The organism is Pigmentiphaga litoralis (genome assembly GCF_014651835.1).
GTDB classification, from domain to species: Bacteria; Pseudomonadota; Gammaproteobacteria; order Burkholderiales; family Burkholderiaceae_B; genus Pigmentiphaga; species Pigmentiphaga litoralis.
The window spans coordinates 16,394-43,054 of record NZ_BMXQ01000004.1 but is presented as its reverse complement, the minus strand read 5'-3'; the positions used below and the strand labels follow the sequence as shown (position 1 = coordinate 43,054).

Sequence of the window (26,661 nt, the reverse complement as noted above, 5' to 3'; positions counted from 1 at the left end):
CAAGCTGGTGCGCTGCGGAACAGTTGAACGCCACTTGGCACACGCCTGCCTAAGGACACCCCCCAATGAATCACCTGCGCTTTCTGCGTTATGTCGATGAAGTGGCCCGCGTCGGGTCGATCCGGCAGGCGGCCGAGCGGCTTCATGTGGCGCCATCGGCCGTCATCCGGCGCATCCAGGACCTGGAAGAGGAACTGGGCACGGCGATCTTTGAACGGCTGCCGCGCGGCATGCGTCTGACCACGGCCGGAGAACTGTTTGTCGACTACATTCGCAGCCGCAACGCCGAGCTGGACGGCGTGCGTTCACAGATCGAAGAACTGAAGGGACTGCGGCGGGGCAATGTGCGGCTGGTGATCAGCCAGGCGCTGGCGCCCGCCTACCTGCCGCAGGCCGTGGCCACGTTTCGCAAGACGCACCCCTTGGTCGCGTTTGAAGTGGACGTGGGCGACCACGTGCACGCGCTGACGTCGCTGCGCAATTTCGATGTGGACCTGGGATTGGTGTTCAACCTGCCGCCTGAAGCGGACGTGGAAGCCATTGCACAGTTCGACCAGAAGCTGGTGGCCGTGATGCACCGCGACCATCCGCTGGCCGGACAGGAAACCGTGCGGCTGCGCGATTGCGCGGACTACCCGGTGGTGCTGCCCGACCGGGACATTGCCGGCCGGCAGATGCTGGAGCGCTTCATGATGCGGTCATCGATCTCGCTGCGCCCGCTGATCGAGAGCAATTCGTTCGAATTCCTGCGCGGCTGCCTGTATTACGACCACGCCATCTCGTTCCAGATCGACATTGGCGCGGTCACGGACGGTGGCGCGGTGGTGGTCAAGGACATTGCGGATCGGCATTTTCCGCGCGGCAAACTGGTGCTGGCCAGCCTGCGGAACCGGCAGCTGCCGACTATCGCGCATGCGTTTGCGGAACACATCCGGCAGACGCTGCATGGGCGCCAGGATGGCATCGGCAGCGACGATGCGCAGGGCACGCCGGGCGATGCCCAGACTTGATCAGTCGTCCCCCACCTCGAACAGCTTGCGATGTTCGCGGATCGCGTACCGGTCCGTCATGCCCGCAATGTAGTCGGCAATGGCGCGCGCCTTGCCCTTCTCGACCCGTTCCTGGTATTGCGTCGGCAGCATGCGCGGCTCGTCAAAGAACGCGGTGAACAGGTCCCGCACGATGCGTTTGGCCTTGCTGGTCGTGCGCCGCACCTTGTAGTGCATATAGAGCTGTTCGCGCAGGAACACCTTGAGTTCGTCGGCTTCGGTGCGCACGTCCGGGCTGAAGCCCACCAGCGACGGCGACTGGCGCACGTCGTCTATCGTGTTCGGCGCCACGTCGGCAATCCGCGCGGCGCTGGTGTGCGTCAGGTCGATGATGAGCGTGTTGATCATGCGGCGCACGGTCTCCGTGATCATGCGGCGTTCGGCCAGACCGGTGTAACGGGCTTCGACCATGGCGCGGTGGCGCGCAAAGATCCGCACCGACTGCAATTGATCGAGCGTGATCAATCCTGAACGCAAACCGTCGTCGATGTCGTGGTTGTTGTACGCGATCTCGTCGGCCAGATTGGTCAGTTGCGCTTCCAGCGATGGCTGCGTGCGTGCCAGGAAGCGCTCGCCCACGTCGCCCAGGCGCCTGGCGCGTTCCAGCGAGCAATGCTTGAGAATGCCTTCCCGCGTTTCGAACACCAGGTTCAGGCCGTCGAAATCGCCGTAGCGTTCTTCCAGCTCGTCCACCACCCGCAGGCTTTGCAGATTGTGTTCGAAGCCACCCGCTTCCGGTGCGAATTCCCGCATGCAGGCATTGAGCACGTCCTGCCCGGCGTGGCCAAAGGGCGTGTGCCCCAGATCGTGCGCCAGCGAAATGGCTTCGACCAGGTCTTCGTTCAAGCGCAGGTTGCGGGCGATGGACCGGGCGATCTGGGCGACTTCCAGGCTGTGCGTCAGCCGGGTGCGGAACAGGTCGCCCTCATGGTTCACGAACACCTGCGTCTTGTATTCGAGCCGCCGGAAGGCGTTGGAATGGATGATGCGGTCACGGTCGCGCTGGAATTCGGTGCGCCCTTCAGCAAGCGTTTCGGCATGACGCCGGCCGCGGGACTGTTCGGGATGCGCGGCATAGGGCGCGAGCATCGTGGGGACGGACAACGCGGGATTCGGCGGAGTGGCAGACATGGTGTCCTCGGGGGCCTGCGATGCCCCCTGGGGCGTGACGAAAGGCCTTCAGGGGGCGGGAATGCTGCTAACGACGGGGCGATGCAGATGCTGCGATACAGATGATGCCGAATGCGCAAGACACAAGGCGCCCGCCCGACCGCCGGTCAGGCGACGACCGAGGACTGCGCGCCCGCGGTGCGCGCCACGGTCAGGTCCAGCGCCTGGCGCACCTGGTCTTCGGGCGCGGGCGTGCGCACGGCTTCGCCCAGGCGGGGCAGCAGCACAAAGCGGATCTGGCCCGCTTCGGTCTTCTTGTCGCCCTGCATGTAATCCAGCCAGCGGGCGGTGCCCAGGTCCGGGCCGTAAATCGGGCAGCCGATCGCCTGCACCAGTGCGCGGATGCGGTCGGCGTCGCGTTGCGGCAAACCGGTCGCGGTGACCGACAGTTCAGCCGCCTGCACCATGCCGCAGCCCACGGCTTCGCCATGCAGCCAGGTGCCGAACCCCAGTCCGGCTTCGATCGCATGGGCAAAGGTGTGCCCGAAATTCAGGATCGCGCGCAGGCCGGTTTCGCGTTCGTCTTGCGAGACCACGAAGGCCTTCAGTTCGCAGGAACGCGCAATGGCGTGCGCCACGGCGGCGGGTTCCAGCGCACGCAGGGCCGCCACGTTGTCTTCGCACCAGGCAAAGAAGTCGGCGTCCAGGATCGCGCCGTATTTGATGACTTCGGCCAGGCCGGCGGACACTTCACGCGGCGCCAGCGTGTTCAGCACGTCGGTATCGATCTCGACGGCGAGCGGCTGGTAGAAGGCGCCGATCATGTTCTTGCCGATCGGATGGTTGACCGCGGTCTTGCCGCCCACCGACGAGTCGACCTGCGACAGCAAGGTGGTCGGCACCTGGATGAACCGGATGCCGCGCATGTACACGGCGGCCGCAAAGCCGGCAATGTCGCCGATCACGCCGCCGCCCAGGGCCACGATCACCGCCCGGCGGTCGCAGTGCTGCGCCAGCATGCCGTCAAAGATCAGGTTCAGGGTCTGCCAGTCTTTATAGGCTTCGCCGTCGGGCAGTTCGATGCGCAGGACTTTCTTGCCGGACTTGGCCAGGGCGGCTTCGGCACGGTCGGCATACAGGGCGGCCACGGTAGGATTGGTGACCAGGACCAGGGTCGTGGCGTCGGCCGGCACGGCGTCGGCAAGGTGGTCGAGACGGCCGGGAGCGATGCGGATCGGATAGCGTCCGCCCGGCGTATCGACGCGGACTTCTTTCATAAACACTCCAGGGGCGGCAAGTCGGACACCGGCGTGATCGGCTTGTCGCAGCTTAGCAGCAAGGGCAGGATGCGGTGGACCAGGCGGGTCACGGACATCCTGCCGGTATCCACGACCAGGTCTGCGATCTCTTCATAAAGCGGCTCGCGCGCGACCAGCAGTTCGGTGATCCTTGCAAGCGGATCGGCGGTGCGCAGCAGGGGCCGGTTGCGGTCGTAGCGGGTGCGCTGATACAGCTCTTCGGCCCGGGCGCGCAGGTACAGCACGCGGCCCCGTTCGGCCAGGATGCGCCGGTTGGGCTCGGCCATCACCACGCCGCCCCCGGTCGCCAGGACCACGCCCGACTTGCGGCTGTATTCGTCCAGGACATGCGCTTCGCGGGCACGAAAGCCCGCTTCCCCTTCCAATTCGAAGATCGTGGGAATACGTACGCCGCAGCGGGTCTCGATCACCTGATCGATGTCGACGAATTCCCGGCCCATGGCGCGGGCAAGGCCGCGGCCGATCGTTGTCTTGCCGGCGCCCATCATCCCGACCAGGAACAGCGGCGGGATGAAGACGTCGGCGTCAACACGGACGATCTCGACGGAACAGGAGGCAAACGTAGCGGCAATCACGGCAAGGGCGGCTCGGACGCCGTCAGGTTGGTTACGGCCCCATTATCCCGCAAGGACGACCGTCGCGGCAAAATCCGGGGGCAATCCCCTAGGTAACCGGCCCGATCGGGGGTGGGATCCCCGCCTGCGGCCGGTTAGCCACGCCGCAGCCTTGCCTATCGGTCATGTGCAGCTTGTTACAGGAACATGGCTTGCGCCGGATGGTCTATCCGCCTTCGCCGCGCTATGTTCCTATAATGGGTTGGTCTTTGCCCCTCAAGTTGTCCCCCTCATGACCCGAATTTTGCTCAAGGTTGCCGGCGTCCTTGCCGGATTGGCCGTTTGCGTCGCCCTATTGATCGGGCTCGCACTGGCACTCGCCTATCCGAATCTGCCGGACCTGGACGCACTTACCGATTACCACCCGAAGGTGCCGTTGCGCGTCTATACCGCCGACAACGTGCTGATCGGCGAATTTGGCGAAGAACGCCGCAATGTGGTCCGTATCCGCGATGTGCCCGATGTGCTCAAGTCGGCCATTCTGTCGGCCGAAGACGACGGCTTCTACCAGCACGGTGGTATCGACTGGACCGGCGTGTTGCGTGCAGCCTTCACCAACGCCATCAATCTGCAGAAAAGCCAGGGCGCCAGCACGATCACGATGCAGGTGGCCCGCAACTTCTATCTGTCGTCTGAAAAGACCTATACCCGCAAGCTGTACGAAATCCTGCTGACCTTCAAGATCGAGGCCAACCTGACCAAGGACCAGATCCTGGAGCTGTACATCAACCAGATCTACCTGGGCCAGCGCGCCTATGGCTTTGCGTCGGCGGCACGGATCTATTTCGGCAAGCCGGTGGCCGAACTGACGGCGTCGGAAGCGGCCATGCTGGCCGGCATTCCCAAGGCCCCGTCGCGCTACAACCCGGTCGTCAACCCCACCCGCGCCACGTTGCGCCAGCAATACGTGCTGCGCCGCATGCATGAACTGGGCTACCTGACCGATCCGGAATACCGCGCGGCGCTTGACGACAAGCTCAAGATCAAGCCGCTGGGCGGCGAATTTGCGGTACGTGCCGAGTATGTGGCCGAGCTGGCGCGCCAGCTGGTCTATGACATCTACAAGGAAGACACGTACACCCGCGGCCTGAACGTCTACACGACGGTCGACAAGGCGCAGCAGGATGCCGCGTACGAAGCCCTGCGCGATGGCGTGATGGACTACGAACGCCGCCATGGCTATCGTGGTCCGGAAGCGTTCGTGGACCTGCCCGACGGGGTCGACCGCGACGCCGAAAAGCTGAACGAAGCGGTGGACGACGCGCTGACCGACCATCCCGACAACGATGACCTGCTGGCGGCCGTGGTGCTGTCGGCCGACGCCAACAAGGTGCGCGTGGCGCGCAGCGCGGGCGAAATCATCGAGATCACCGGCAAGGGCCTGCGCTTTGCGGCATCGGGCCTGAATGCCAAGGCGCAGCCGACGCAGCGCGTGCGCCGCGGCGCCATCGTGCGGATCATGAAGACGGGCGGCGAATGGGAAATCCTGCAATCGCCCGCCGTGCAAGGTGCGTTCGTGTCGACCGACCCCCGCGACGGCGCGATCCGCGCGATGGTGGGCGGCTTCGACTTCCAGCGCGGCAAGTTCAACCGGGTCACGCAGGCCTGGCGCCAGCCCGGTTCGAGCTTCAAGCCCTTCATTTACGCGGCGTCGCTGGAACGCGGGCTGACGCCGTCGACCATCATTTCCGATGCGCCGTTCGTGCTGGAAGCCGCGGCCACGGGCTCGCAGCGCTGGGAACCCAAGAACTATGACGGCAAGAACGAAGCGCCGATGACCATGCGCCAGGGCCTGGCCAAGTCCAAGAACATGGTGTCGATCCGGATCCTGCAGACCGTGGGCCCGCAGTACGCGCAGGACTACATCACCCGCTTCGGCTTTGAGGCGGCACGCCATCCGGCCTATCTGACGATGGCGCTGGGTGCGGGTGCGGTGACGCCCTTGCAGATGGCGGGCGCTTACTCGGTGTTCGCCAACGGCGGCTACCGGGTCACGCCTTTCCTGATCGACAAGGTCACCGATGGCAGCGGCCGGGTGCTGATGCAGGCCCGCCCGGCCAAGGCCGGGGACGAGTCGGTGCGTGCCATCGACGCCCGCACCGCGTTCATTACCGACACCATGCTGCGTGACGTGGTCCGGATCGGCACGGCGCGCGCGGCGCTGGCGCTCAAGCGCACCGACGTGGGCGGCAAGACCGGCACGACGAACAACTCGGTGGACGGCTGGTTTGCGGGCTACACGCCGCAGTTGGTGGGCATCGCCTGGCTGGGCTACGACCAGCCCAAGTCACTGGGCGTGCGCGAAACCGGCGGCGGCGCGGCCATGCCGATCTGGCTGTCGTATATGCAGAAGGCACTGAAGGGCGTGCCTCAGCAGGAACAGGTCATGCCGCCGGGGATCATCACGGCCAACGGCGACTACTATCTGTCGGAGTTCCCGCCCGGACAGGCGGTGGCCACGGTGGGCGTGTCGGCGCCGAAGGAAGAAGATCCGATGTCGCGCCTGATCGACGGGCTGGGAAATCTGATCGGTGGCAATGGCAGCCCGTCGAACGCGCCGCAACGAGCGACGCAGCCCGACTACCTGCCCTGACGTTTCAGGGAATGGCGACGACCAGGATCCGGCCGGACTGTTCCGAACAGATCCGGCTCAGGGCGGCGCCAAGTTCTTCGCCCGACCGCGTATCGATCCACTGACCGTTTTCCTGATGGCGGTAGTGAAACCCGCCGCTGCGGCCCGCCACCCACATTTCCTTCATGGGTGCCTGGCTGTTCACGACGACCTGGGACCGGTCCTGGAAGGTGAGCGTAAGCACATTGCCGCTGCGCTCGCATTCCAGATCGACGTCCAATTCATCGAACCACACATCGGCCTGGGCTTCGATCGACCCGATGATCGCCTCGGCTGCGGCAACAAACTCGCTTTCGTTCATAATTTCACCTATGCCCGACATGACACCATCACGCACCGCGCGCGCCGCATGCCAGCCATCCTTTGGGTTAGCAGATGCACGCATTGTAGCCAGCGCCGCGCGCCCGGCCTGCAATACCCCTTCTGCCGCCCCTGCTGCCCGCTGGCTGGCGCGCGGCGTGGCGGTGGCGGGTCTGGCCCTGCTGGCCGCCTGCGGTCAGAAAGGACCGCTGTTCATTCCGGATGACGCCGGCAAGCCCATCCCGCCGGCCGCGTCCGCCACATACCCCAGCGCGCCGACCACGACGCGCACGACGTCGCAGAACCGCTCCACCTTCCCTACCCTGCCCTGATTCCGCCATGACCGATACCCGAGTTCCTGCCGCGGGCGCGCAAGCGACCCCTGTCGGCAGCCCCTATTTCGCCTACCGCGATGGTGTCCTGCACGCCGAAAGCGTGTCGGTGGCCGAGCTGGCGGAACGCCTGGGCACGCCGCTGTACATCTATTCGCGCGCCGCGCTGCATGCGGCGTACGGCGCCTATCGCGATGCCATCGGCAGCCACGACGTGCTGGTGTGCTACGGCATGAAGGCCAATTCGAACCTGGCCGTGCTGCGCGAGTTCGCCAAGATGGGCGCGGGCTTCGACATCGTGTCGGCGGGTGAACTGCAGCGCGTGCTGGCCGTGGGCGGCGATCCGTCCAAGGTGGTGTTTTCGGGCGTGGGCAAGCAGGCGTCCGAAATGCGCATGGCGCTGGAAGTGGGCGTCAAGTGCTTCAACGTCGAGTCGATTCCCGAACTGCACCGGCTGTCGGCCGTGGCCGCAGCGATGGGCAAACGCGCGCCGGTGTCCCTGCGCGTGAATCCCGACGTGGACCCCAAGACCCATCCGTACATTTCCACCGGCTTGAAAGAAAACAAGTTCGGCATTGCGATCGACCAGGCGCTGGACGCCTACCGCAATGCCGCCAGCCTGCCGGGCATCAAGGTGGTGGGGCTGGACTGCCACATCGGCTCGCAGATTACCGAAGCGTCGCCCTTCCTGGACGCCCTCGACAAGCTGCTGGACCTGCTGGACCTGCTGGCCGCGCATGACATTCATGTCGAGCACCTGGACCTGGGCGGCGGCCTGGGCATCCGGTATTCGGACGAAACCCTGCTGTCGCCCACGACCCTGCTGAACGCCGTCTTCGAACGCCTGCTGGCGCGCGGCTATGGCGACCGCCAGATCGTGCTGGAACCGGGCCGTTCGCTGGCCGGCAACGCGGGCATTCTGGTGACGCGGGTGGAATACCTGAAGCACACGGATTCCAAGCTGTTCCTGATCGTGGATGCAGCCATGAACGACCTGGTGCGCCCGACCCTGTACGACGCGTATCACGGCGTGCTGCCGGTCGTGCCGCGGTCGGACGTGGTGACCCGCAATTACGATGTGGTCGGCCCGATCTGCGAAAGCGGCGACTGGCTGGCGCGCAATCGCGACCTGGCGGTCGCCGAAGGCGATCTGCTGGCGTTTGAATCGGCCGGCGCCTACGGCATGGTCATGGCCAGCAACTACAACACGCGCCCGCGCGCCGCCGAAGTGATGGTGGACGGCGCCAACTTCCACGTGGTCCGCTCACGCGAAACCGTGGCGCAATTGCTGGCGCTGGAATCCACGCTGGGCTGAAGTTTGGGCTGGGGTGACGCGCAGTAAATGGCATCGCGGCGCCTGGGAAGGCGCCGCGTGCTTGAACCGGGTGGGTAGTCGCTTGCCAGCGTTGCGTACGGCGCGCCGGCCCCAGCCTGCTAGCGGGTGCGCCCCTTCCACCACCGCTGCACGCGCCATGCCATCAGCACGGCAAACACCGCCGTGTAGATGCCCACCGTGGCAAAGTCGTTCTTGCCGGCCTTTTGCCACCAGTAGTGCAGCAACCCCAGCACGACGATCAGGTAGATCAGCTTGTGCAGGGTCTGCCACTTGCGTCCCAGGCGGCGCATCCACCCCTTGGTCGACGTGACCGCCAGCGGGATCAACAACAGAAACGCCGCAAAGCCCACCGTAATGAACGGGCGCTTGATCACGTCCTGCACGATCGCGATCGCATCGAACCACTGGTCCCACCACACATACGTGGTCAGGTGCAGACAGACATAAAAGAACGCGAACAGCCCGCACATGCGCCGCACCTGCAGCAGCATGGGCTGTTTGATCCAGCTTCGCAGCGGCGAAATCAGCAGGGTGATCAGCAGGGACACCAAGGTCCAGGTGCCCGATGACCGGGTCAGGAATTCGACCGGATTGGCCGTCAGGTCGTTGGTGACGCCCAGATAGACCCAGCGCGCCAGCGGATACAGGAACGCGATGAACAGCAGGATCTTGAAGGTCCGCAGCGGCATGCCAAAGACCTTGGGCGTGGCGGCGGTGCGGGGCGCGCCCGCCGCAGCCGCCCCGCGGCGGGCGGCTGCGGCGGGCGCGGCTTTGCCGGCGGCCGGGGCTGCGGTTGCCGTCGATGGCTCAGGCAATGTGCCAGACGGGGTGGCGGTGGACGGCGAGACGGGCAGCATGGCGGCGCTCAGTAGTTCTTCTTCAGGTCCATGCCGGCGTACAGCGAGGCAACCTGATCGGCGTAACCGTTGAAGGGCAAGGTCTTGCGCTTGGGTGAGAACAGCCCGTCTTCGCCAATGCGGCGCTCGGTCGCCTGGCTCCAGCGCGGGTGCGGCACGTCGGGGTTCACGTTGGCGTAAAAGCCGTATTCGGACGACGCCGCCTTGATCCAGCTGGTGACGGGCTGCTTTTCAACGAAACGGATCTTGACCAGCGACTTGCCCGACTTGAAGCCGTACTTCCAGGGCGCCACGATGCGAACCGGCGCGCCGTTCTGGTTGGGCAGGGTTTCGCCATACACACCAAATGTCAGCAGGGCCAGCGGATGCATGGCTTCGTCCATGCGCAAGGCCTCGACATACGGCCATTCAAGCACGCGCGACCGCAGGCCGGGCATGGTTTCGGGCTGCGTGGCCGTGACGAATTCGACGAACTTGGCGTTGCCGGTCGGCTCGACCCGTTTGATCAGCTCGCTCAAGGAAAAGCCCACCCACGGGATCACCATGGACCAGCCTTCGACGCAGCGCAGCCGATACACCCGTTCTTCCATCGGCGCCATCTTGCGTAGGTCGTCCAGGCCGATGGTCATGGGCTTCTTGACTTCGCCCTCGATCGCGACCGTCCAGGGTTTGGTCTTGAAGCGGCCGGCATTGTCCGCAGGATCGCCCTTGTCGGTGCCGAATTCATAGAAGTTGTTGTAGGTCGTGACGTCCTTGACCGGGGTCAGCTTGTCCATCACGACGAATTGGGGATTGCGGGTCGCGACCAGCTTGTCACCCGTCGTGGTCTGGGCAAAGGCCTGGCGATTGGTCCAGCCCGCCAGGCCCATGGCCGCGGCGGCGGCGCCGGCCTGCAGCATGAGGCGGCGGCGATCCTGATAGACCGACTGCGCGGTAATCTCGGAGGGAGCAATGTCCCCGGGTCTACGTATCAGCATGGCAACTCCTGGCGATGGGCGGGGCGTTCCCCGCCCAAGGTGAAGACTCAGAGTACCTGAGGCATGGGAGCTATTGTCGGGCGGCATCGCCCGGCCATGTATCAACTTTTTATAAACACGGGGACGGCATCAACGGAGGATCCGGCGCGGCTGCCGCCGGAACGTCCTGCCCGTCGTTCTGCTTCCTTAGTTCGCCAGCGCTGCCTTGACGGACTGCGCCAGGGGCGTGGTCGGGTGGCCGATCAACGCCGACAGCACGCGGCTGTCGTCGAACAGGGCGCCCTTCGATGCAGCCACGTCCCATGACGCCAAGGCTGCGGCAAAACCTTCAGGCAAACCTGCCTTGACCAGCGCGCCGGCGTAGGCGGCTTCCGGGATGCTCTGATAGCCGACGGTCTTGCCGGACTGCGTGGAGAGCTCGGCAGCCAGTTCGGCCAACGTGTAGGCCGTGTCGCCCGCAAGCTCATAGGTCTTGCCTTCATGCCCCTGCCCCGTCAGCACCGCCACGGCCGCGTCGGCATAGTCGGCACGCGACGCCGAGGCGATGCGCCCGTCGGCGGCGCTGCTGTACAGCGTGCCCAGCCCCAGCGCCGGCGCGACCGCGCCCATGTAATTCTCGGTGTACCAGCCATTGCGCAGAATCGTGTAGGTCAGACCCGAAGCCTTCAGGGCCTTTTCCGTCTCGACATGTTCTGGCGCCAGGCTAAGCGTGGACGTGTCGGCATGCAGCAGGCTGGTGTAGACGACATGCCGCACGCCAGCCCTTTTTGCCGCATTGATGACATGGGTGTGCTGCGCGACGCGTTGTCCGATTTCGCTGCTGGAAATCAGCAACAGGATATCGACGCCGGCCAGCGCCGCTTCCAGCGCATCGGGCTGGGTGTAGTCGGCGGCCCGGGCTTCGACCCCCAGGCTGCTTGCGCGATGGATGTCGCGCACGAGGGCGATGATCTCGTTGGCCGCAACGCGTTGTTTGAGTCGGTCGACGACAAGGCGGCCCAGTTCTCCGGTGGCGCCCGTAACGGCGATGGTCATGATGTGTCCTTGGCTGAAATCGGTGTGGTTGAATCAGAAAACCGACTATAGGCGCTTCACTTATTATTCGTAAGTACGCACGCGGAGGTAAGTGTAGAATTGCTGCTGTGGTTCCCCCTGTCGCTTGGAGTCAGCCTGTCATGACATCGTCGATCGAACTTCCCGATGAAAGTGCGCCTGTCGGGCTTGCGGCCAAGCCTGCCCTGTCGCTGTCCGACCGGATGCAACGCGGCGACGTGATGGCGGCCGACTGCCCGTCGCGCCAGGTGCTGCAACACCTGACCAGCCGGTGGGGGGTGCTGGTGCTGATCACCCTGCTGCAGGGCACGCAGCGCTTCAGTCAGCTGCGACGCAAGATAGGCGGCATCAACGAACGGATGCTGGCCCAGACGCTGCAATGGCTGGAAGCGGACGCGATGGTGCGCCGGCGGTCGTTCAACACCGTGCCGCCCCATGTGGAGTACACGCTGACCCCGCTGGGGGCCGAGGCGGCGGAAAAGGTGCGCGATCTGGTGGATTGGCTGGAAACGCATATGCCGGCGATCGCGGAGGCCGGGCAGGCCGAGCGGCCGGCGGTCACGTCAGACAAGGCGGCTTGACCATCGACGGCTGAAACGAAACACCCCGCCGGGAAGGGCGGGGTGTTTTGTCCGGCCTCGACGCCGTCAGGGGCAGATCGTGGCCGCCCTCACAGCTCGCCGTACGAATGCAGCCCCGACAGGAACATGTTCACGCCCAGGAAGGCAAAGCCCGTGACCAGCAGCCCAACCAGCGCCCAGTAGGCGGCGCCGTCGCCGCGCAGGCCTTTCATCATGCGCATGTGCAGCCAGGCCGCGTAATTGAGCCAGACGATCAGCGCCCACGTTTCCTTCGGGTCCCACTGCCAGTAGGCGCCCCAGGCGTCGGCCGCCCACAAGGCGCCCAGAATGGTCGCCACGGTAAAGAAGGCGAAACCCACCGCGATCGCCTTGTACATGATGTCGTCCAGGATCTCGAGCGGGGGCAGCCGTTCGGCAATCCGGCGGCGGCCCAGCAGAATCCCGCCAACGATCAGCGCCACCACCGCGGCATACACCATCCAGTAGGCCGGCATGCCGCTCTGGCGAAACACCATGGGTTCCAGGCCCAGCAAGACACCCAGCAGGAACAGCGGCGACAGCTTGACCCACGACGTGGTCTGGCCGTGCGATTTGACCAGGTACGCAAAAGCGACCATGGCCGCGAGCGAGAAGGTGCCGTAGCCAATGAAGTTGGCGGGCACGTGCAGCTTCATCCACCAGCTTTGCAGAGCCGGCACCAGGGGCTGGATTTCCTGCGCGCCGCGATCGAAGGTGTACCAGAGCAGAAAGGCCACGGCCGAGGAGATGACCAGCAGCACGAAACCGCCCAGGCTGCGCGTGTCGTACTTCTGCTCGTAGTACAGGTAGAACAGCGCGGTGATCAGCGAGAACAGCACGAACACTTCGTACAGGTTGCTGACCGGAATATGGCCGATATCGGGGCTGAGCAGGTAGCTTTCATGCCAGCGCACCAGCAAGCCCGTCAGTCCGGCAAACACGGCCGACCAGCTGAGCGCAGTGCCCAGCCAGGCCCCCGTGGCGCTGCGGCCGACCAGGCCGATCCAGTAACAGGCGGTGGCCAGCACAAACAGCGTGCACATCCACAAGATGGCCGACTGCGAGGACAGCAGGTATTTCAAGAAAAAGGCCTGGTCACCGCGCGCCAGGTCACCGCCATAGGCCATCACCGCCAGGCCGCCGCTGATCGTGACGGCAACCATGAGCGAGCGCAGTGGCCGCCACAGCCAGCCCAGCCACGCCAGCACGATCACGCCGCCCCCCAGGATCAGCTTGTCGTAGTAGTTCATGATGCCGCCGGTGTGGCGGTAGGCGAACACGGCGCCGGCCACCAGCAGCAGCGCAAAGACGGCGTCCGTCCAGTCGACGCGCCGCGAACCGGCGTCCACGGGCGGCTTGCGCAGGGGGCCGTTGGCCGCGCGGGAAGAAGTCAGTTCCATCAGCTACCACCTTTGGTGTCATGCGCTTGCGGGGCCGGGCTGCCAGTCGCGTCGACAGGCGGCTGCCTGTCCTGCAACACGTCGGCCAGATCTGCTTTGAGCACGTCATATTCCCGGTTGAAATCGAGGGTGCGGCGTTGCGAGGTCATCGCCATCCGCGTGTCCGAACCTGCGGCGCCCGACGGGGCCGGCTTGATCCACAGCCACACCCGCCGCTCGCGGATATAGAACATCGAGAACACGCCCAGCACCAGCAGCAGACACCCGAGGTACACGGCCGTCTTGCCCGGGGTGCGGCTGACCTGGAACACGCTGGCCTGCACATGATTGAAACTGGACAGGCTGAGCAGCACGGGCGCGGGGTACAGGAACATGTCCGACAGGGCCGCCACCGACATCTGCGTCCAGGTCGACGCCTGCTCCACGTCGGGACCGGTGCGGGGCAAGGGCGACAGGCCCAGGCGTTCGCGCGCCACGTTGCGCAGTTCCGCCATCGCACCGCCCAGCAGTTTTACCACCACATCGGCCGCCCGTTGCTGTTCCGCCGCCGGCACGTTGCCTTCCAGAAACCTGGCGATGGCCTGCAGGCCGCCCGTGGCGAAGGTGTCCAGCGCGCGCTGGGCGGATTCGCGCAGTTGCTGCGTCAGCGCTTCGCCCCCCGACCCGGCGGCCAGGCGGTTGCTGTCGGCAAAGCGACGTGCCGCCAGTTCGCGCGCGGCCGGGTCCTGCAGCGCGGCGCGCAGGCCCAGGAATTCTTCCATGGTCGACTTGGCGTCGGCCGGGATGCGCACGTAGCGGAATTCTTCTTCGGGCGTGGCCCGCATGCCGTTCAGGAACACTGGCGTGCCTTCCACATCCACCGGCAGCATGTAGTTGTTGAACTCGTAGGCCTGGCCGCTGGCGTCGCGCAACTTGTACTGCACGCTGGGGCCGACGTTGCGGAAGTCCTTGTCATGCCCGACCTTGGCGGCGCTGCCCGCAACCGACGCCACGTGCTCGCGCAGGGCCTGCGGCGCCGGCGTGCCGACCTGGGACGCGAAGTTTTCGACGTTGATGGGACGAAAGCCGCTGAACTCGACCGTCAGGTCTTTCAAGTCACTGGCGTTGACGTTCGCGCCCGCGGCGGGCACCAGCGACGCCGTGCCGCCGACCTTGCCGTCCACCGGGAAGGAATAGTTGTCCGCCCCGCGCAGGGCGTGTCCGACCAGGCTCAGTGTGCTGCCGCCGTCGTCGAAGCTGGACTGATACACCGTCACGCCCTTGTAGCGCAGCGGCTCGTTCACCTCGATCTTGGCCGGGAAGGTGTCGCCGGTTTCACCGTCGGTGACCTGGACCTCGCTCGCGAACAGGCGCGGCATGCCGGTCGAGTAGTACTCGACAATGAACTTCTTGAGTTCGAGCGTGAAGGGCAGCGGCTGCACCATGGCGCCGTCGCCCACCAGCACGATGGCGTTGCGGCTCTGTCCGCCTTCAGGAATCAGCACGTTGGCGCGAAAGCTGGGATTGTCGATGCTCAGGCGGCCGCTGGGCGGCACGTCGGCAATCGCCATGTTGTCGTGCAGCGGCGCCTTGCTGCCCAGCCATACCTGCAGGCGCACCGGCATCTCGCTGTCGAGCAGCCCGCCAATGCAGATGATGACGATGGCCGCGTGCGCAAAGATATAGCCCAGCCGGTTGCCCGTGCCGGTCTTGGCCGCGATCAGAGTCGCGTCGCCGTCCTGGCGCAGGCGCAGCTTGTAGCCGCGGCGCTTGAGCAGCGCGGCCGATGCCTCGACCGCCTCGGCCACCGGCACGGCGCCGTCCACATGCGCGCGGTGGTGGAAAGAATTGAAGCTCGACTCGCGCATGTACTCACGATACGTGCGCATTTCCTTGATCATCTTGGGCGCATTGCGCACCAGGCACAGGCTGGTCGAGACGACCAGAAAGCCCATGATCAGAAGGAACCACCACGCGTTATAGACGTGATAGAGCGAAAACGTGTCGAACACCTGGTACCAGAAGGGGCCGAACTGGTTCACATAATTGTTCGACGGCTGGTTCTGCACCAGCACGGTGCCCACGACGCTGGCGACACAGATGAAGGACAGCAGGCTGACCGCGAAACGCATGGAGCCCAGCAGTTCCACGACGTCGTCCCGATAGCGGGCGGCTCCCGTGGTGCGTTGGACCGGTGTTGAAGCATTCATGGAATCGAAAACCTTGCCGTGGCGGCACGGATGGGCGAACAACATGCCCGCTGCGGCAGGGTCGCCGCGCTAGAACGATAACAGGCGAGGCCCGGGAAACGTGCGAAGGGGGCAGCCTGGCGTGACAAGGGGCGGATCGCTCCGCCCCTTGTCAAAGACCGATGGTCCGCACGGCAGTCCCGGCCTGGATCAGCGCAGGCCGGCGATGTAGTCGGCCACGGCCTTGATCTCGGCGTCGGACATGCGCGATGCCACCCCGGTCATGGCCACGTTGTTGTGGCGCGCGCCACTGCGGAACGCCACCAGTTGCGCTTCGGTGTATTCGGCGAACTGGCCGGCAATGCGCGGATATTGCGCGGGCATGCCGGCGCCGTTGGCGGCGTGGCAGGATGCGCAGGCAGGAATGTTCTTGGAAGCGACGCCGCCGCGGTAGATGCGCTGGCCCAGTTCGACCGTGTCCTTGTTCTTGGCGGTGGCCGGCTTGAGCGCCTGGGCGCCGATGTAGGCTGACACGTTGCGCATGTCTTCGTCGGTCAGGGGCGCCGCCATCGCAGTCATGACCGCGCTGGGGCGTTCCGGCGTCTTGGCGCCTTCCTTGACCTTGAAGTTGACCAGCTGCTTGTACAGGTAGTCGGGATGCTGCCCCGCCAGCTTGGGGTTGGCCGCGCCGGCGCTGTTGCCGCCCGGCCCGTGACAGCTCGCACAGGCGACGATGTTGCGGGCGGCGTCGCCGTTCGCGTAGAGCTGTTCGCCCTTGGCCGGATCGATCTTGGGACGGGCCGGCGCCGCGGCAGGCGCGTCGGCGGCAACGGACGGCGACAGGGCCGTGGCACCAAACAGCAGACCGCTCGTGACGAGCATCAGGGACAGCACACGCTTCATGGAAAACCTCGACGACCTAAATTCCCGCGACCCAAAATCCCGCGAGTCGATTCCCGCGAGTCAGATTCCTGAATTGCCAGGCCATTCCGCCGCCAGCGTGCAGCGACTCCGTGCCCGGTAGTGCTCAACTCCGGTAGTGCTTACCATCAGTTGTTGAGTATTCGGTGGTGCTTTGTAGTGCTGATTTTGTAGTGCTGATTTTGTGCTGCTGGTGTCTTCTGCTGCCGCCGGATGTCTGGCATCCGGTCGTTGGCACAGATGTCTCACATCCGTTCTTGTAAACCGCCGCCTGGGGTGAGTTCAACCTTGTTGGCTGACCCTGCGGATCCACTGCGATCTCGGGTCCCTTCCCCACGCGAACTTTTATTCGCCTTGCTGATTTGTTCGTACGCAATCTGCTGACAGGCGGATTGCCTACACTGCCCTGTCTGCCGTTGTCGTGCTTCAGTGCCCTGCCCCAGTGCCCTGCCCCATTCCGGATAGTTGGCGCTGTCTTGCGCTATCTTTGCGCGCTCGTCTGGTTCAGCTCAATCTTCAGGAAACCTCTTATTATAGCAAGGAGTCAGGACAGAGATCATCGAACCACGATAAAGGAACAACAACGATGGCGATCTACCAGCTTGGGGAAAATACCCCTTCCGTGCCCGATTCGGCGTATGTAGCCGAAGAAGCGGTCCTGATCGGCAAGGTTGTGCTCGGCGAACACGCCAGCGTCTGGCCCGGCGCCGTGCTGCGCGCCGACAACGACACCATCCGCATCGGCAATTCCAGCAACGTGCAGGAAGGCGCGGTGCTGCATACGGACCCGGGCCTGGAGCTGAACATCGGCGACTTCGTGACCGTGGGCCACCAGGCCATGCTGCACGGCTGCACCATTGGCGACGGGTCGCTGGTAGGGATCCAGGCCGTGATCCTGAACCGCGCGGTGATCGGCAAGGACTGTCTGGTGGGCGCGGGCGCCATCGTCACCGAAGGCAAGACCTTTCCGGACCGGTCGCTGATCCTGGGCGCGCCCGCCAAGGTGGTGCGTGAACTGAGCGATGAAGACATCGCCCGGATCCGCACCGGCGTGCAAAGTTATGTCACGCGCCAGGAAACCTTCAAGAAGACGCTCAAGCGCGTCGGCTGACAGGGCTGGTCGGCGAGGCCTCTGGGCAATCCGGGACATTGCTGTCCTGGTCCATAGCCCGGCCGCGGCGCCCAGGCTTTACAATGGGCGTCCTTGTCCTTCGGCGCTCTCTGCCCACTACTGTGTCCATCCTTCATCGCGCCCACTTCACGACCTCCGCTGCCCGGCTGGATCAACTGCCGCCGCCCAGCGCCCCCGAGGTCTGCTTCGTCGGGCGCTCCAACTCGGGCAAGTCGTCGGCTATCAACGTCCTGACCCAGCAACGCCGCCTCGCGTTTTCCAGCAAGACGCCCGGCCGCACGCGGCTGATCAACATGTTCGGCATGCCCGACAAGCTCGAGCCCGAGCGCGACATCGGCTACCTGGTCGACCTGCCGGGTTACGGCTACGCCTCGGTTGCGCGTGAAGACCGCTCGGCCTGGGCCCACGTGCTGGGCGGCTACCTGCGTGACCGGCCGTCGCTGGTCGGCATCGTGCTGCTGGTGGACATCCGCCGCGGCGTGACTGACCTGGACCGCAACCTGATCGAATGGATCGCGCCTTCGGGCAAGCCGGTCCTGGCGCTGCTGACCAAGGCCGACAAGTTCGCCTACGGCCAGCGCATCAAGATGCAGTTTGCGGTCAAGCAGGAACTGGCGGCCATCGGCATGCTGCACACCGTGCCCTTCTCTTCGACTCATCGTATCGGGCTGGAAGACGCGACCACGCACATCGAGAACTGGATCTCGCCGCAAGTCGCCGCCTGACCCCCGCTGCGTCCATTGACGGAAAGCCATCATGAGCCAACACGCCGTATTTGCCGATTTCCCCGCCGGCCGTCCGCGCCGACTGCGCCGCGACGATTTCACGCGCCGCCTGGTGCGCGAACATGCGCTAAGCGTCGATGACCTGATCTACCCGGTCTTTGTTGCCGAAGGCAATGGCTTGCGCCAGCCCGTGCCGTCCATGCCGGGCGTGGAGCGCTACAGCCTGGACACCTTGCTGCCGGTTGCGAAGCAATGCGTGGAATTGGGCATTCCGGTGCTGGCGCTGTTCCCGGTGATCGACGCATCGCTCAAGACGCCCGACGGCGTCGAGGCGACCAATCCCGACGGGCTGATCCCGCGCGTGGTGGCTGAACTCAAGCAACGGTTTCCTGAACTGGGCGTGATGACCGACGTGGCGCTCGACCCGTACACCAGCCACGGCCAGGACGGAGTTATCGACGACGAAGGCTACGTGATCAACGAGATCACGACCGAAATCCTGGTGCGCCAGGCGCTGGTGCAGGCCCGGGCCGGCGTCGATATCGTGGCGCCCAGCGACATGATGGACGGCCGTATCGGCGCCATCCGTCAGGCGCTCGAAGCCAACGACCTGATCCACACCAAGATCATGGCCTATTCCGCCAAGTACGCCAGCGCGTTCTATGGCCCGTTCCGCGACGCTGTCGGGTCGGCCACGAACCTGGGCAAATCGAACAAGGCGGCCTACCAGATGGACGCCAGCAATATCGACGAAGCCCTGCGCGAAGTCGCCATGGACCTGCGCGAAGGCGCCGACATGGTCATGGTCAAGCCCGGCATGCCCTACCTCGATGTGCTGCGCCGCGTGAAAGACACCTTTCACGTGCCGACCTTCGTCTACCAGGTCAGTGGCGAATACGCGATGCTGAAGGCGGCCGCCGCCAACGGCTGGCTCGACCACGACAAGGTGATGATGGAATCGCTGCTGGCGTTCAAGCGCGCTGGCGCAAACGGCATCCTGACCTACTTCGCCATCGACGCGGCGAAGCTTCTGCGACGCTCGTGAGTCCCGGCCTGCTCGCCGGCGCCACCACGGTGCACGGCATGGACGTTCTGTGGATCGCCGACCATGGCACCGCCCAGGCGGCGCACAGCGGCGTCATCCCGTCGTTGAAGACGGCGCAGCAGGGCTTTCTGTGGATCGACACCACGGTCGAAGACCTGGTGGCCGACCCCGAAGGTTGGCGGTCCCGGATCGAAGAGCTGACCGGCGTGCGGCTGCACGACCTGCATCTGCAGGACGCCGCGAACCCGGCCCACCCTTCGTACTTCGACAACACCGCCAGCTACGAAATGGTGATCTTTCGCCGTCTGGCCACCAACGAATCCACCGAGCAAAACGGCACCGCCATCGGCGAGCCGGGCAGCATTCCGCTGCTGACGAATCTGCAGACGCACCCGATTGCCTTCTTTGTGCTGCCCCGCGCGCTGATCACCGTGCGCCATGGCGACAGCACCAGTTGCACGCAGATGAAGCGCCGTCTGAACGAACTGCGCGACCCGGCGCCTGCCCTGACGATCCACAACGATGGCAGCCGGGTGCTGGGCAGCGTCGGCACCCTGGCGCGGGCGCCTGCCGGGCCGGCCGAACTGATGTTGCGCTTGCTCAATGCGATGGTGGACCGTTACCTGGCCATGCGCCAGCCGCTGACCAACCAGCTGGACCGGTGGCAGCGCGAACTGCTGAACCCGAGCGGACGCTTTCGCAACTGGCTCGCCCTGCTGGACGCGCGCATCGTGCTGCGGCGGCTGGAAAACCTGTGCGAAGAACAGTACGACGCCATGGGCGAATTGCGCGACGCCGCCATGGACCGCAGCGATGACGCCGCAGGCTCGGGTGCCTTCGACGCGCGTCGCGACGCGCTGCTGGTGCGCATCAACGACGTGATGGAACACATCGGCCGCGTGTTGAATCACGCGCGCAGGATGGAATCGTCTGTCGAAAACGCCGTGCAGCTGCACTTTTCGGCCACCGCGCACCGCACGAATGAAATCATGCGGATCCTGACCGTGGTGACCGTGCTGTTCATGCCGCTGACGCTGATCACCGGCATCTTCGGCATGAACGTCGACCAGATGCCGCTGGTGCATCATCCCGAAGCGTTCTGGTGGATCATGACCGGCATGCTGACGGTCGCAACCGGGCTGTGGATCTGGTTTTCGGCGCGGCGCTTTCTTGAGTCGCGCCCCTATCGGATCGCCGAGGCGCTGGCGCGCAAGGCAGGGCTGCGCAACGGGCGCGGACCGCATTCCGGAGATAGCCGGATCTGACGGCGCCTACCGTGACGCGGCGCTGATCGCCAGGACCTTGTCGAGCGCGCCGGCAAAACGTTCGGCGTTCTGAAAGCCGATCACCCGCACGTCGCGAATGACCTCGCCCCCCGGGCGGAAGAACACGATGCCCGGCGGTCCGAACAGCGAAAAACGCTTCAGCAGCGCCTTGTCGTCCGCATTGTTGGCGGTCACGTCCACCTGCACCATACGGATGTTGGCGAGCCGCTTCACCACCTCGGGCTTGGGGAAGGTGAAGGCTTCCATTTCCTTGCAGGACACGCACCAGTCCGCGTAGAAATCGAGCATGACCGGACGGTCGGATGCGGCGACGAGCGGATCCAGCTCGGCCAGGGTACGAATCTGCTCGAAATGCTCGGCGCCTTTACGCGCCACCGGTTTGAGCACGGGCGCACCCGGCAGGGCACGGGATGCCGCACCGCTCGCGTCGTTGGCCGAGCTGCCGCCGGTGATGCTGCCTGCGGTATTGCCTGTGATGCCGTTTGTCGTGCCGTTCATCGCCGGGCTGCCGGGCGGAACGTCCATGCCGGGTGTGCTGCCGTCCACGGCACCTTGCCAGCCGCCCGAGGGCGACGCGCCAGGCGCCACGCTCATGGACGGAGCTTGCACGGCGGCGCCCAGCGCGGCCTGCGCCGAGGACGCGGCGCCTGCAAGCTCATCGTCTAACCCTTCCTTGCCCGTTGCCACGCCAGCGCCACTTTCACGACCAGCGCCGGCATCCCCGGCCGCATACTGCCCGCCCGCCAGATGCGCGAGCGGTGTCCAGGGATCGCGCCCGCCGCTTGCGACGCCCACCCACTGCAGCACGCCCAGCAGCGCGAACAGGACACCCACGCCCTTGACCATGCGCTGGCCCACACCCACCGGGGCCGGCAAGGCGTCAAAGGCATGCAGCAGGGCTGCCGTCAGCACCGCCAGCACGCCCCAGCCCGCCATCTGCACCGGGCCGGACAGGACCGGGGTCAGCATCCACCACGCCACCGCCAGCAGCAGCATGCCAAAGAAACGTTTCACGCCGTCCATCCAGGCCCCGGCGCGCGGCACCAGCGCCCCGGCCGACGCCCCCGCCAGCAGCAGCGGCACCCCCATCCCCCAGGCGAGCGCAAACAGTGCCAGGCCGCCCAGCACCACGTCGCGCGTCTGCGAGATATACAGCAGGGCCCCGGCCAGTGGCGCGGCCACGCAGGGCCCGACGATCAATGCCGAAATGGCGCCCATGGCCAGCGCGCCCGTTGCCCGGCCCGCCGGCAGGCGCGCCATGCGGGCCGAGAGCCGTGTCTGCACGCCCACCGGCAACTGCAGGGTGAAGACATCGAACATGGCCAATGCCAGCACGGCCAGCAGCAAGGCAAACGCGCCCAGCACCCACGGCCCCTGCAGCGCCGCGGCCAGGCTCTCGCCGCTCAACCCGGCCGCCACCCCCACGGCCGTGTAGACCACCGACATGCCTGCCACGTACACCGCCGCCAGTCCCAGGCCGCGCAGCCGCGGCCGGGCGCTGCGCACGTTGTCGCCCACCAGGATCGAGGACAGAATCGGCACCATCGGCAGCACGCAGGGAGTCAGCGACAGCAGCACGCCTAGCACAAAGAACACCAGCACCGTCTGCAGCAACCCGCCTCCCGCCAGCAGGTCGGCCAGGCCGACATCGTCACTGTGCATCATGCGGGTCAGGCGCGAGGCCAGGGCGTCATCCATGGCGTAACCGCCCGCGATCGACGCCAGCTTGACGGTGTATTGCGTGGGGGGATAACACAGGCCCGCGTCGGCGCAGCCCTGCGCGGTCGCGACCAGGGTGAGCGGCTGGGCGGCGGCACCGGACACCCCAACAGCACTCCCCGATCCGACTGGCACCCGCACTGTCACGCTGTCCCGGTAGGTCTCGACGTCCTTGTTGAACGTCAGGTCGAACTTGATCTTGCCGGGCGGAATCTGCGGCTCACCCAGCACCGTGCTGGCCGGCACGGTCTCGAACCGGAACTGCTCGCGGTACATGTAGTAGCCGGGCGCAATGCCCCAGCGCAGTTCAATCAGATCGGGCGATGTCATCACCGCCGAAAACGTGAACGCTTTTTCGGGCGGCAGGAACTCAGGATCGGCGGCGCGCGCCGCGGCGGACGCACACACCAGCACCGCGGCCACCAGCATCACCCAAGCCAGCGCCATAGCGTGACGGTACGCGCGACGAAAGGCACGCGCGGCGGGGTCGGCGCCCGGTCTCGCACCACGCAGCGCATTCGTAGCCACCACCGCGCCACGACAGTCGGTCGTCAAGGCAGGCATCACGCTTGGGTGTCTTCCCGTATCCAGTCCAGGTAGGCCGGCAGGCCGTCCTGGACAGGGACAACCAGCACTTCCGGCACGTCGTAAGGGTGCAATTCGTTCAGGGCCGCGATCAGCGCGTCGCGCCGCGTGGCGGTGGTCTTGATCCACAGCGGCAGTTCCGTGGCCCGCTCGACCTTCCCCTGCCACCGATAGACAGACCGCATGGGCGCGCCGACGTTCACGCACGCCGCCAGCTTGCGGTCGACCAGGCTGGTGGCGATCCGGTCGGCGGTGTCGGCGTCGGGGGCGTTCGAGATCACGAGAAGGACGGTATCGGTCGGCATAAGTCGCACGGAACGGCTCAAGGGCAATGAAGCAGGATGGCCTCATCTTACCGCGACGCCCAGCTGCCACCGCGACACCCCGTGCGCCCTTGCCGCGCCCCACCCCCGTGCCATGCATTAGCTGAGCTAATGCATCACCGAAAAATGATCGTTTGCGGCGTGCCGGATGCGCGCCCTAGTATGCATGCGACCCGACCCCTGCGTTCCGATCCCGCCGACCTCTTTTTTTCGACTCCGCATGCATCCCATCTTCTCGAACGCCCCTGCTTTCCGTTCCGGCCGCCTGACCGCTGCCGCGCTGTGCGCCGTCGCCGCCGTGTGCGCCACACCTGCCGCCTACGCCCAGGACGTCTTCCCGTCCAGGGCGATCACCGTCGTCATCCCGTTCCCGCCCGGCGGCATCAATGACAACGTCGCGCGTCCAGCGCTCAAGAAGATGGGCGACCTGCTGAACGTGTCGTTCGTGGCCGAAAACCGCGCCGGCGCCAGCGGCACCATCGGCACCGGCGCCGTGGCGCGGGCCAAGCCCGACGGCTACACGCTGCTGCTGGGCGCAGCCAGCACCATGGCCGTTGTCCCGAACATGATGAAGGCGGCGCCCTACGCGCCCATGAAAGACTTCGTGGCGGTGGGCGGCCTGGCCTCGGTGCCCAGCGTGCTGATCTCGGCTCGCAAGGACCTGTACCCGAACTACGCTGCCGTGCTGGCCGCCGCCAAACAGACGCCCGATCGCCTGACCTTCGGCTCCGCCGGCGCCGGCACCTCGCACCACGTGCAGATGACGTTCCTGAACCAGCAATCGCATGTGTCGATGCTGCACGTTCCGTACAAAGGCAGCGGCCCGGCCATGGCCGACCTGCTGGGCGGACAGATCGACTTCCTGATGGACCCGCTGCCCACCACGCTGCCCCAGGTGCAGGGCGGCAAGGTGGTGCCGATCGCCATCACCAGCGCCAAGCGCTCGCCGCTGCTGCCCAACGTGCCGACCTTTGTCGAACTGGGCGTGAAGGACTTTGTGGTGACCACCTGGTTCGGTTTCTTTGCGCCGGCCGGCACCCCGCCCGAGATCGTGGCCAAGCTGTCGAGCACGCTGAAAGAAGCCCTGGCCGACCCGGAAGTGGTCAAGAACATGGAGCAGCGCGGCCTGGATCCGATGTACAAACCGTCGGCTGACATGGGCGAGTACCTGGCCAAAGAAAATACGTTGTGGAAGCGCGTGATTGCAGAGACGAAAATGGCGCTTGAATAAGCCCTGATATCGTTGCTTCATGCGCAGAACCCTGCCCCCGCTGACCACCCTGCGACCGTTCGAATCCGCCGCCCGCCTTGGCTCGTTTTCGGCGGCGGCGGAAGAACTCGCGTTGACGCAGGGGGCGGTAAGCCTCCAGATCCGCAATCTGGAAGATTTTCTGGGCAGGAAGCTGTTCGAGCGCAAGGTGCGCAAGGTCGTGTTGACCGACGACGGCAGGGAATACTACGAGACCTGCCGCCGCGCACTTGAAGAACTCGAACGCGTCACGCGGCGCATGCAGGGGCAGGACGGTCACACCATCGTGACCGTGTCTGCCCTGCCGACCATCGCCACCATGTGGCTCATGCCCAAGCTGTCCGATTTTTCGTCCACCTATCCGGATATCGAGGTGCGTGTGGTGACCTCGATCGCGCCGGTGGACCTGCGCGGCAGCGATGCGGACATCGCCTTGCGGGTCGGGCGCCTGCCCGGCAAGCACTATCCGCGCGGGCTGCCGGGCATCGACCTGGTCATGACGGAACACTGGGAAGGCGTGGTGGCCGACTACCTGTTCGACGATGTGCTGGTGCCCGTGATCTCGCGCAAGCTGCTGGACCAGGGGGCGCGCATCGAACAGCCGCGCGACGTGCTGAAGTATTCGCTGATCCATACGGCCAGCCGCCGCAACGCCTGGCGCGACTGGCTGCGCGCGCATGACGTGCCCGAAGAAAAGCATCGCAGCCCGGTCGAGTACGGGCATTTCTTCATGGCGGCCAAGGCCGCGCTCGACTGCAAGGGCATCGCCATCATTCCGCACAAACTGTTCGAGACCTACCGCCACCGATCGAACGATCTGCTCGCCCCGTTGGCGCCCGACGTTCCGAGCGCCGGCGAGTATTACATGCTGACCCACGAATCGCGGATCGATTCACCCGCCATCCGGATCCTGCGCAAATGGATCCTGCTGATGGCGGACGCCGAGCGGCCGCTGACCCCGTAATCGATATTCCCCTGACTTTCCCTGAACCCGACTTCGTCAAAACAGCCTTCAAAAAGGAGACATCCATGTCCACCCCCCGCACCGCGCTACGCGTCGGTATCGCCGGCCTCGGCGCCGTTGGCCGCCAGCTCGCCACCGTGCTCGACGCCGGCATTCCCGGCCTGACCCTGGCCGCCATTGCCGTGCGCGACGAAGCCAAAGCCCGCGCCAGCGTCACGCTGACCGGTTCGCCCGTGTTCACCGACATTGCCAGCCTGGCGTCGCATTGCGACATCGTGGTCGAATGCGCGCCGGCCGCGCTGATGCGCGACATTGCAGTCCCCACGCTGACCGCCGGCAAGATCCTCGTTGCCCTGAGCTCGGGCGCGCTGCTGTCCAACATGGACCTGGTCGACCTGGCCCGCGAACACCATGGCCAGATCATCATCCCGACCGGCGCGCTGCTGGGCCTGGACGCTGTCAGCGCCGCCGCCGAAGGCGTGATCCATTCGGTCACGATGACCACCCGCAAGCCCGTCAAGGGGCTGCTGGGCGCCAAGTACCTGGTCGACAACAACATCGACATCGCCGGCATTACGGAACCCATGCGCATTTTCAGCGGCACCCCGCGTGAAGCCGCCGTGGGCTTTGCCGCCAACCTGAACGTGGCGGTGGCGCTGTCGCTGGCAGGCATCGGCCCCGACCGCACCAAGCTCGAAGTCTGGGCCGACCCCAATGTGGAACGCAACATCCACCGCATCGAAGTCGATGCCGACTCGGCGTCGTTCTCGATGGAAATCCAGAACATTCCGACCGAAAACCCCAAGACCGGCCGGATCACCGCGCTGAGCGTGATCGCTGCCCTGCGCAAGCTGACCGCGCCGATGCGCGTGGGTACGTAAGATGGCGGCAATGGACCCGGCGGCAGCCGGCGTTGCTGCCCCAGCGTCCGCGGCCACAGGGTCTGCGGCTCCGGCGACCTCGGCG

24 protein-coding genes are annotated in these 26,661 nt (G+C 65.6%); 12 read left to right on the top strand and 12 right to left on the bottom strand.

The window, feature by feature from the left end; genetic code table 11:
• The first annotated feature begins 65 nt into the window (after positions 1-65).
• Positions 66-1,010, top strand: a complete 945-nt coding sequence (locus IE116_RS25460; RefSeq protein ID WP_189616724.1) for a LysR family transcriptional regulator — start codon at positions 66-68, stop codon at positions 1,008-1,010.
• Here the strand turns inward: IE116_RS25460 and IE116_RS25455 are convergent, their stop codons facing one another.
• From IE116_RS25455 to IE116_RS25445, 3 genes are all read right to left on the bottom strand, one after another.
• Positions 1,011-2,180, bottom strand: a complete 1,170-nt coding sequence (locus IE116_RS25455) for a deoxyguanosinetriphosphate triphosphohydrolase (RefSeq protein ID WP_189616723.1) — start codon at positions 2,178-2,180, stop codon at positions 1,011-1,013.
• 146 nt (positions 2,181-2,326) lie between these two features.
• Positions 2,327-3,436, bottom strand: coding sequence for a 3-dehydroquinate synthase (aroB, locus tag IE116_RS25450; protein WP_189616722.1), 1,110 nt, complete (start codon positions 3,434-3,436; stop codon positions 2,327-2,329).
• On the bottom strand, positions 3,433-3,966 hold the full coding sequence (locus tag IE116_RS25445) for a shikimate kinase (RefSeq protein ID WP_189616791.1): 534 nt from the start codon (positions 3,964-3,966) through the stop codon (positions 3,433-3,435). Before IE116_RS25445 ends, aroB begins: the two co-directional genes overlap by 4 nt.
• 358 nt (positions 3,967-4,324) lie before the next feature.
• On the opposite strand from IE116_RS25445, the gene IE116_RS25440 reads away from it, so the two are divergent.
• A complete protein-coding gene (locus tag IE116_RS25440) occupies positions 4,325-6,685 on the top strand; it encodes a penicillin-binding protein 1A (protein ID WP_189616721.1) in 2,361 nt (786 codons plus the stop codon).
• Between the two features lie 4 nt (positions 6,686-6,689).
• Here the strand turns inward: IE116_RS25440 and cyaY are convergent, their stop codons facing one another.
• Positions 6,690-7,025 (bottom strand): iron donor protein CyaY, encoded by a 336-nt coding sequence (gene cyaY, locus IE116_RS25435; RefSeq protein ID WP_179590922.1) that lies wholly within the window; start codon positions 7,023-7,025, stop codon positions 6,690-6,692.
• Positions 7,026-7,044: 19 nt separating this feature from the next.
• On the opposite strand from cyaY, the gene lptM reads away from it, so the two are divergent.
• Together lptM and lysA are read left to right on the top strand one after the other, a co-directional pair.
• A complete protein-coding gene (gene lptM, locus IE116_RS25430; protein ID WP_189616719.1) occupies positions 7,045-7,356 on the top strand; it encodes an LPS translocon maturation chaperone LptM in 312 nt (103 codons plus the stop codon).
• A 7-nt stretch (positions 7,357-7,363) separates the two neighbouring features.
• A complete protein-coding gene (gene lysA, locus IE116_RS25425; RefSeq protein ID WP_189616717.1) occupies positions 7,364-8,671 on the top strand; it encodes a diaminopimelate decarboxylase in 1,308 nt (435 codons plus the stop codon).
• 119 nt (positions 8,672-8,790) lie between these two features.
• Here lysA and msrQ read toward each other — a convergent pair whose 3' ends face one another.
• From msrQ to IE116_RS25410, 3 genes are all read right to left on the bottom strand, one after another.
• A complete protein-coding gene (gene msrQ / locus IE116_RS25420; protein ID WP_189616715.1) occupies positions 8,791-9,549 on the bottom strand; it encodes a protein-methionine-sulfoxide reductase heme-binding subunit MsrQ in 759 nt (252 codons plus the stop codon).
• A gap of 8 nt (positions 9,550-9,557) precedes the next feature.
• Complete coding sequence (gene msrP, locus IE116_RS25415; RefSeq protein ID WP_189616713.1) at positions 9,558-10,526, bottom strand: protein-methionine-sulfoxide reductase catalytic subunit MsrP; 969 nt, start codon at positions 10,524-10,526, stop codon at positions 9,558-9,560.
• 186 nt (positions 10,527-10,712) lie between these two features.
• Positions 10,713-11,561, bottom strand: coding sequence for an SDR family oxidoreductase (locus tag IE116_RS25410; RefSeq protein WP_189616711.1), 849 nt, complete (start codon positions 11,559-11,561; stop codon positions 10,713-10,715).
• Positions 11,562-11,701: 140 nt separating this feature from the next.
• Here IE116_RS25410 and IE116_RS25405 point away from each other — a divergent pair, with 140 nt between their 5' ends.
• Complete coding sequence (locus tag IE116_RS25405; protein ID WP_189616709.1) at positions 11,702-12,160, top strand: winged helix-turn-helix transcriptional regulator; 459 nt, start codon at positions 11,702-11,704, stop codon at positions 12,158-12,160.
• An 89-nt stretch (positions 12,161-12,249) separates the two neighbouring features.
• Here IE116_RS25405 and ccsB read toward each other — a convergent pair whose 3' ends face one another.
• The 3 genes from ccsB to IE116_RS25390 all read right to left on the bottom strand — a co-directional run bounded on the left by ccsB (position 12,250) and on the right by IE116_RS25390 (position 16,649).
• Complete coding sequence (ccsB, locus tag IE116_RS25400; protein ID WP_189616708.1) at positions 12,250-13,578, bottom strand: c-type cytochrome biogenesis protein CcsB; 1,329 nt, start codon at positions 13,576-13,578, stop codon at positions 12,250-12,252.
• Positions 13,578-15,767 (bottom strand): cytochrome c biogenesis protein ResB, encoded by a 2,190-nt coding sequence (locus IE116_RS25395; RefSeq protein WP_373303113.1) that lies wholly within the window; start codon positions 15,765-15,767, stop codon positions 13,578-13,580. Before IE116_RS25395 ends, ccsB begins: the two co-directional genes overlap by 1 nt.
• Before the next feature lie 189 nt (positions 15,768-15,956).
• Positions 15,957-16,649, bottom strand: coding sequence for a c-type cytochrome (locus IE116_RS25390; protein WP_189616707.1), 693 nt, complete (start codon positions 16,647-16,649; stop codon positions 15,957-15,959).
• Positions 16,650-17,253: 604 nt separating this feature from the next.
• On the opposite strand from IE116_RS25390, the gene IE116_RS25385 reads away from it, so the two are divergent.
• From IE116_RS25385 to IE116_RS25370, 4 genes are all read left to right on the top strand, one after another.
• Positions 17,254-17,778, top strand: coding sequence for a gamma carbonic anhydrase family protein (locus IE116_RS25385; RefSeq protein WP_189616706.1), 525 nt, complete (start codon positions 17,254-17,256; stop codon positions 17,776-17,778).
• Between the two features lie 122 nt (positions 17,779-17,900).
• Complete coding sequence (yihA, locus tag IE116_RS25380) at positions 17,901-18,524, top strand: ribosome biogenesis GTP-binding protein YihA/YsxC (RefSeq protein WP_179590902.1); 624 nt, start codon at positions 17,901-17,903, stop codon at positions 18,522-18,524.
• Between the two features lie 31 nt (positions 18,525-18,555).
• The gene (gene hemB / locus IE116_RS25375) at positions 18,556-19,569 is read left to right on the top strand and encodes a porphobilinogen synthase (protein WP_189616705.1); all 1,014 of its coding nucleotides are present in this window, start codon (positions 18,556-18,558) and stop codon (positions 19,567-19,569) included.
• Positions 19,566-20,834, top strand: coding sequence for a magnesium transporter CorA family protein (locus IE116_RS25370; protein ID WP_229828931.1), 1,269 nt, complete (start codon positions 19,566-19,568; stop codon positions 20,832-20,834). Before hemB ends, IE116_RS25370 begins: the two co-directional genes overlap by 4 nt.
• Positions 20,835-20,840: 6 nt before the next feature.
• Here IE116_RS25370 and dsbD read toward each other — a convergent pair whose 3' ends face one another.
• Positions 20,841-23,021 carry a protein-disulfide reductase DsbD gene (gene dsbD / locus IE116_RS25365; RefSeq protein WP_229828929.1) on the bottom strand — a complete coding sequence of 727 codons (2,181 nt, stop codon included), beginning with the start codon at positions 23,019-23,021 and terminating at the stop codon, positions 20,841-20,843.
• Between the two features lie 116 nt (positions 23,022-23,137).
• Positions 23,138-23,464 (bottom strand): divalent-cation tolerance protein CutA, encoded by a 327-nt coding sequence (cutA, locus tag IE116_RS25360; protein ID WP_189616704.1) that lies wholly within the window; start codon positions 23,462-23,464, stop codon positions 23,138-23,140.
• Positions 23,465-23,702: 238 nt separating this feature from the next.
• Between cutA and IE116_RS25355 the strand changes: the two genes are divergently transcribed.
• The 3 genes from IE116_RS25355 to IE116_RS25345 all read left to right on the top strand — a co-directional run bounded on the left by IE116_RS25355 (position 23,703) and on the right by IE116_RS25345 (position 26,576).
• Complete coding sequence (locus IE116_RS25355; RefSeq protein ID WP_189616702.1) at positions 23,703-24,713, top strand: Bug family tripartite tricarboxylate transporter substrate binding protein; 1,011 nt, start codon at positions 23,703-23,705, stop codon at positions 24,711-24,713.
• 19 nt (positions 24,714-24,732) lie between these two features.
• Entirely contained in the window at positions 24,733-25,695 is a 963-nt protein-coding gene (locus IE116_RS25350) for a LysR substrate-binding domain-containing protein (RefSeq protein WP_189616700.1), read from the top strand.
• A gap of 65 nt (positions 25,696-25,760) precedes the next feature.
• Positions 25,761-26,576: an aspartate dehydrogenase gene (locus tag IE116_RS25345; protein WP_189616698.1), complete on the top strand. Its 816-nt coding sequence runs from the start codon at positions 25,761-25,763 to the stop codon at positions 26,574-26,576.
• Positions 26,577-26,661 lie beyond the last annotated feature (85 nt).